The following is a 6,000-nucleotide window of genomic DNA, read 5'->3' on the forward strand; positions in this document are numbered from 1 at the left end:
GGTATTAAAATCCAACTCGAAAATTCAAACAACAGCCGGGTGAAAGTCCCGGCAACCGGGCGGATCGGTTTGCTATGTGTACCGAGTACTCCGCATAGTTAGGGTTCGATTCCCTTACCGCCCACTAATTAAAATTCATAGTCATGAAACAGTTTAAAACAATTCCATTAGACTTTATCATACGGTATTTTCCGCCACAAGACGAACGCATTATCGCGGGATATGTTCGGGGGATTGAGATCCTATCAGAATTTATCTTCGATACGGTTGAGGAAGAAGCGCGGATTATCTTGAAAGACATCTCCGAAGATCGATACGAAGAACTCCGGCAGGTTGCTTTAAGCTCCTATTGCTTTGACGTCTTCGGAACCCGGAAATCGTTTTTTGATGGGGGGGGGGACAGGCTGGATCCTTTCACGGAATACGGGATATCGTTTCACAAAAACTTTGCGCGTATGTGGAATGACATGATAAACGAAGCGTCGAAAGAACGCCGGGAAACGGTGACAGCTTTTAAGATTTTGTCTATTGATATAGAGACGTATAGTAGTAATGATATTTCTGGCTGTGGTGTGTATAAATACGCCGAGGCAGAAGATTTTGCAATCCTACTTTTCGCTTATTCTTGCGATTACGGACCTGTAGAGATTATCGATCTTGCTTCCGGAGAAAAGCTTCCCGATCACATATACAAAGCCTTATCTGATCCAAAGATTTTAAAAACGGCTTTCAATGCGACATTTGAACGTATATGCCTGTCGAAGTATTTTGGTCTTTACCTTACTTCCGATCAGTGGGAGTGCACGATGGTCCGTAGCGCTATGCTGGGGCTACCTTTATCCCTTGCGGCTGTCGGGAAGGTCCTTAATTTGGAGGATCAGAAGATGGACGAGGGAAAGGCGTTGATCCGTTATTTCTCGGTACCCTGTAAGCCGACCAAGACTAACGGAATGCGGATCCGCAATTTGCCGGAGCACGCCCCGGATAAGTGGGATGTATTCAAGAAATATTGTAAACGTGATGTCGAGGTTGAGAATGCCATCCGGCAGAAAACAGCGGCGTTTAGGATCCTCCCGGCAGAGAAGGAATTGTATGACATTGATCAGCGAATCAATGACCGGGGTGTGATGCTTGACATGCAGATGGTTAATAATGCGATCAGGATGAGCCTTATCTACAGTGGCCGTTTAACGGCGGAAGCGGCTGAACTTACCGGGCTGGATAATCCTAACAGTGTCGCGCAATTAAAGGGATGGCTGGAGCAGGAAACAGGAAACGAGGTAAAATCGCTCAATAAGAAGGATATGCCAGACATTATAAAGTCTGCTGATGCCGAACACGTCCAACGACTTCTGTCTATCCGGCAAGAGCTTGGAAAGACTTCTGTAAAGAAATATGAGGCGATGAGTAAAGCGGTATGCGAGGATGACAGGGTACGTGGATTACTGCAATTTTACGGAGCTTCGCGAACGGGCAGGTGGGCCGGTAGGCTCGTACAGGTACAAAATCTGCCACAAAACCATATTGAGGATTTGGACTTTGCACGCTCTCTTGTGTTCAGAGGAGACCTTGACATGTTGGAGTTGTGTTACGGGAATGTCCCGGACACTCTTTCCCAGCTTATACGTACAGCTTTCATTGCAAAACCTGGACACACATTTATTGTATCCGACTTTTCAGCAATCGAAGCGCGTGTGATTGCTTGGTTGGCAGGTGAGGCTTGGCGCTTAGAAGTATTCCGCACGCATGGCAAGATATACGAGGCTACAGCGGCACTCATGTACCGTGTGCCACAAGAAGAAATAACGAAAACTGATCCGCGCCGGCAAAAAGGTAAGATTGCAGAATTAGCTTGTATCGCTAAAGGTCAATTAGTATTAACTGACCAGGGCTATGTTCCAATTGAATGTGTAACAACAGACATGCTTGTTTGGGATGGCGAAGAGTTTGTAAAACATGAAGGTGTAATATATAAAGGTATTAAGGAGGTAATAACTTATGAAGGACTTACAGCAACCCCCGACCACATCGTATGGGTCAAAGGGGAAAATCGGCCAATACAATTTGGAGAATCCGCCAATCGCAGAGCACATCTGCAAAAATCTATCCCAAGTAGGAAAGATCTATGGGAATGTAGAAATCGTCAGTCCAGAGCGTCGATACACAAAGGGTTGGAGCCAAGTATATGTACTAACAAAGTGCTTGGGTTGCGGTCGAATACAATGGACGTATCTAAGCAATCTTATGCAAGGGAAATCAAAAGGTTGCCAAATGTGTTCAAAACCCAGACAAATACCCAGATGGTTGGATCGAAGGTTTACGGCCGCAAAACAAAGATGCGAAAACCCCAAAGATGGAAATTACCAAAATTACGGAGCCAGAGGTATAAAATTCTGTTTCTCTTCCGTATTGGAAGCCGGTCTTTGGATGATAGAGCATTGCGGGTTGCCGGATCGTTCGATGGAATTAGATCGGATAGATGTAAATGGAAACTACGAACCGGGAAACATGAGATGGGTAACACATCAACAGAATTGTGCCAATCAGCGAAGGTATATGACCTCCTCAATTGTGGTCCCCGGCATCGATACACCGTAAATGGCGTTTTAGTTCACAACTGTGGTTATCAAGGCGGTGTCGGTGCAATGAAGACAATGGGCGGTGAGAAAATGGGGCTATCTGAAGAAGAGATGAAAGAAATTGTCACTCATTGGCGGAGTGCGAATCCTGCTATCGTGGGGCTATGGGATGAAGTGCAGGCAGCCGCCATGCAAGCAATATCCGGCCGAGACGCATCAATACGAAAGGGAGTGAAATTCCGGACAGAACTTGGTGCTTTAACAATTGAACTTCCGTCGGGTCGAAAGTTATTTTACCCACGTGCCCGTATCGAATCGAGAGAAAAATTCGGTAGAAAATCAAAGACAATCATATACGAAGGCCAGAACCAGACAACGAAGAAATGGGAGGACCTGGAAACCTATGGCGGCAAATTGGTCGAGAATATTGTACAAGGTATTGCCCGGGATTGCCTGGCTGTGACAATGGTTCGACTGGAAAAGATGGCTTATCCGATCGTCTTTCATGTGCACGACGAGGTGATACTGGAGGTTCCGGACGACGGTACCAAAACGTTAGCCGAGGTCTGTGAGGTCTTTAAAAAGCCGATTGTTTGGGCTGAGGGCTTACCCCTTAAAGGTGATGGATATGTAACTAACTATTATAAAAAGGATTGATATATGAAAAATGAAATTCTGACTCCTGAAATGCAGGATGCATTTAGGATCATCGAAGGAACAAGCGATAACGTGTATATCACAGGAAAGGCGGGAACGGGTAAAACTACTTTCCTGAAGTACTTAGTCGAACACACCGGAAAGCGCTGCGCGGTTGTGGCGCCTACCGGGATCGCAGCGGTAAATGCCGGAGGGGTGACGATGCACAGCATGTTTTGTCTTCCTTTCCATCCATACCGTCCCCGTATAGAAAACGGGGTAACCCGGGACGCTATGGATAAATATAAATTAGGACCGGATAAGATATCAGTTCTCTGGCATCTGGATTTGCTCATTATCGATGAGGTAAGCATGGTCCGCTGTGATATGCTGGACGCCGTAAATGACGTATTATGCCATTACCGGGGGAGAAATAAACCCTTTGGGGGTGTCCAGATTGTGATGTTTGGTGACCTCCTCCAACTTCCGCCCGTTGCAAAAGGTGAAGATTGGGACGCTATCAAGGATTTGTATGACTCTCCCTATTTCTTTGATGCAAAAGTGTTCGGGTTGACCGGTTTCCGGGTAGTTGAACTTAATAAGGTTTTTCGCCAAAAAGATCCGGTGTTTACCAAACTGCTAAATCGTATTCGAGAGTATAAAACAACGGAGGCCGATATGGATAAACTCTTTTCCCTTTATGATCCGGATTATGAAGATCCGACAGGAAAAGAAATACAGCTCTGCACGCATAAAGCCGATGCTGAGGCGATCAATGCTAACCGTTTGTTCGCTTTAGATGGTGACGGCGTGATTTATAAGAGCCGGATCGATGGTGATTTCCCGTTGAGTGCTATCCCCTGCGATAACCGCCTATCCCTGAAACCCGGTGCCCGAGTTATGTTCCTCGTTAATGATAATACCGCTAAACGGTACTGTAACGGTACCCGCGGAGATGTTCTAAAAGTTTATCCGGATAAAGCTATTATTAAGACTGATGAGGGGCTGGAAGTTGAGGTCTCTCAGCATAAATGGACTAATAATAAATATCGCTATGATAAAGATGCAGGTATGATGCGAAGCGATGAAACAGGAAGTTGTATGCAATTACCCTTGCGCCTTGCCTGGGCGATAACGATCCATAAGAGCCAGGGGCTAACATTTGAGGGTGCCATTATCGACGCTGGACGGGCATTTACTTCCGGGCAGGTGTATGTTGCCCTTAGCCGATGCCGGCAGATGGATAAAATTCATTTGCTTTCGCCGATCACATCTAACACGATTATGGTAAACGAACAATTACTCGCTTTTATCCGATCGTATAAAGGTGCTATGTATTACGGTAAAGCCGAAAATGCAACGTTTGTAACTGACGGCCCTATTCAATTTATACCTAAAAAAGAAAAATAGGATTATGAACGACAAATTGTTATGCATAGGTATTAAAAACCTGTTTATGGGTGATGGTAAAACACTTTTTCCGGTAGGAACATTATCTGATAGTACCTTTTCGATCGGAACAGAAACACCGGAAGTTATACAGAACTCTGAACGGTCATTTTCCTTTACTATCCTCGCTCCAAAATTACGTCTTATACGTTGTTGTGAAGTTGATACAGGAAGTAAAAGGAAACCTCTAAAATCAAAAGAAATAGCGAATTTTATTAAGCGGAATCAACTTTAGTTTAAAAAGTCATGGAAATATCAGATTACAAATACAACCTTATGGTATCGGTAAATGCAATCAAGGGCTTGCAAAATGTTATAGGCATTCTCCAGCTCGCAAAAGAAACCAAGGAAGGGCCAACAAAGAATAACCCGGATTACAACAAGAATGTAGCTTGGGAAATTGAGCAAAAAGCGGAGTTGGAATATGAGAATAGCATCAACAAACTTAGATGCTGTGAAATTATTCCATTGAACTGGGTTCCTTCTTTCAATGAGCTAAAGAAAATGGTAAACAAATAACGGATAAGTTCTAAATATGGCTAAAGCACACATACAAATTAGGCAACAATATGATGACGGAGATTATCACGAAGTTGAAATCTTTTTCGTCCATGGGGGTATAATTATTCATCGGCATATTTTGACGGATAATGAAGAACGCGCGGCTATTTGGAAAAAATACCGAAAGTTTTGGAACAAATGGTACACTATGCAAGAAATTGTAATATTAAAAAAGGAATTGGGTGCATTACTCAGGGGATTGTTAAAGCACCCTGTTCAGACTTATAGATTAATAAAAAGATTATAAATAAAATCGAGTATGCTAAAAAGGCTTGTATTTACAATTTTAGTTGTACCGCTTTCATTCTTATCTATAATTATCGGTGTAATACGATGGATTCTATATGGCGGGGAAGATCAGATATTTTATTTCATAAATTATATAGAGAGAAAACTTCAAATTTAAAAAGTAATGAAGTACAAAGTCACATATACCTTACAAAGAGAGGTCTCCGTAATTGTCGATATCAAAGATAAAGAACTAAACGATGAGTTTAAGAGACTTGGTGAAATCAAATCTGATTCGGACTTCAATGAACTATATGATCCCCGCTGGAAGATAGAGGAAAAAGCTTATGAAGAGTTTTCCGGTGGAGAACATTACGAAGATGGAGAGGAAGCAATTGTTGACCGATCTATCATAAAATTCAAGAACTAACAATTAATAAATACTGAATCAAATGAGAATATTAGTAGCATGTGAATATAGCGGAGTTGTTAGAGATGCTTTCTCAGAATTAGGGTGGGACGCTTGGTCTTGCGATTTGCTACCAAC

General features: G+C 43.1%; 5 protein-coding genes. All 5 read left to right on the forward strand.

The window, feature by feature from the left end; all coding sequences use genetic code 11:
- The first annotated feature begins 143 nt into the window (after window positions 1-143).
- Window positions 144-3,236, forward strand: coding sequence for a DNA polymerase (locus tag DW083_RS17280; protein WP_199659190.1), 3,093 nt, complete (start codon window positions 144-146; stop codon window positions 3,234-3,236).
- A gap of 3 nt (window positions 3,237-3,239) precedes the next feature.
- Complete coding sequence (locus DW083_RS17285; RefSeq protein WP_122333243.1) at window positions 3,240-4,625, forward strand: ATP-dependent RecD-like DNA helicase; 1,386 nt, start codon at window positions 3,240-3,242, stop codon at window positions 4,623-4,625.
- 285 nt (window positions 4,626-4,910) lie between these two features.
- The gene (locus DW083_RS17295; protein ID WP_122333245.1) at window positions 4,911-5,183 is read left to right on the forward strand and encodes a hypothetical protein; all 273 of its coding nucleotides are present in this window, start codon (window positions 4,911-4,913) and stop codon (window positions 5,181-5,183) included.
- A 16-nt stretch (window positions 5,184-5,199) separates the two neighbouring features.
- Window positions 5,200-5,472, forward strand: coding sequence for a hypothetical protein (locus DW083_RS17300; RefSeq protein ID WP_122333246.1), 273 nt, complete (start codon window positions 5,200-5,202; stop codon window positions 5,470-5,472).
- A gap of 165 nt (window positions 5,473-5,637) precedes the next feature.
- Entirely contained in the window at window positions 5,638-5,883 is a 246-nt protein-coding gene (locus tag DW083_RS17305; protein ID WP_122333247.1) for a hypothetical protein, read from the forward strand.
- The last annotated feature ends 117 nt before the right edge of the window (window positions 5,884-6,000 follow it).

This window comes from Parabacteroides sp. AF48-14, assembly GCF_003477465.1.
Lineage (GTDB): Bacteria > Bacteroidota > Bacteroidia > Bacteroidales > Tannerellaceae > Parabacteroides > Parabacteroides acidifaciens.

Bases quoted from the DNA above. Each gene is read 5' to 3' on its own strand.
- DW083_RS17280 (WP_199659190.1), top strand. From the start codon at position 144: ATGAAACAGTTTAAAACAATTCCATTAGACTTTATCATACGGTATTTT.
- DW083_RS17285 (WP_122333243.1), top strand. From the start codon at position 3,240: ATGAAAAATGAAATTCTGACTCCTGAAATGCAGGATGCATTTAGGATC.
- DW083_RS17295 (WP_122333245.1), top strand. From the start codon at position 4,911: ATGGAAATATCAGATTACAAATACAACCTTATGGTATCGGTAAATGCA.
- DW083_RS17300 (WP_122333246.1), top strand. From the start codon at position 5,200: ATGGCTAAAGCACACATACAAATTAGGCAACAATATGATGACGGAGAT.
- DW083_RS17305 (WP_122333247.1), top strand. From the start codon at position 5,638: ATGAAGTACAAAGTCACATATACCTTACAAAGAGAGGTCTCCGTAATT.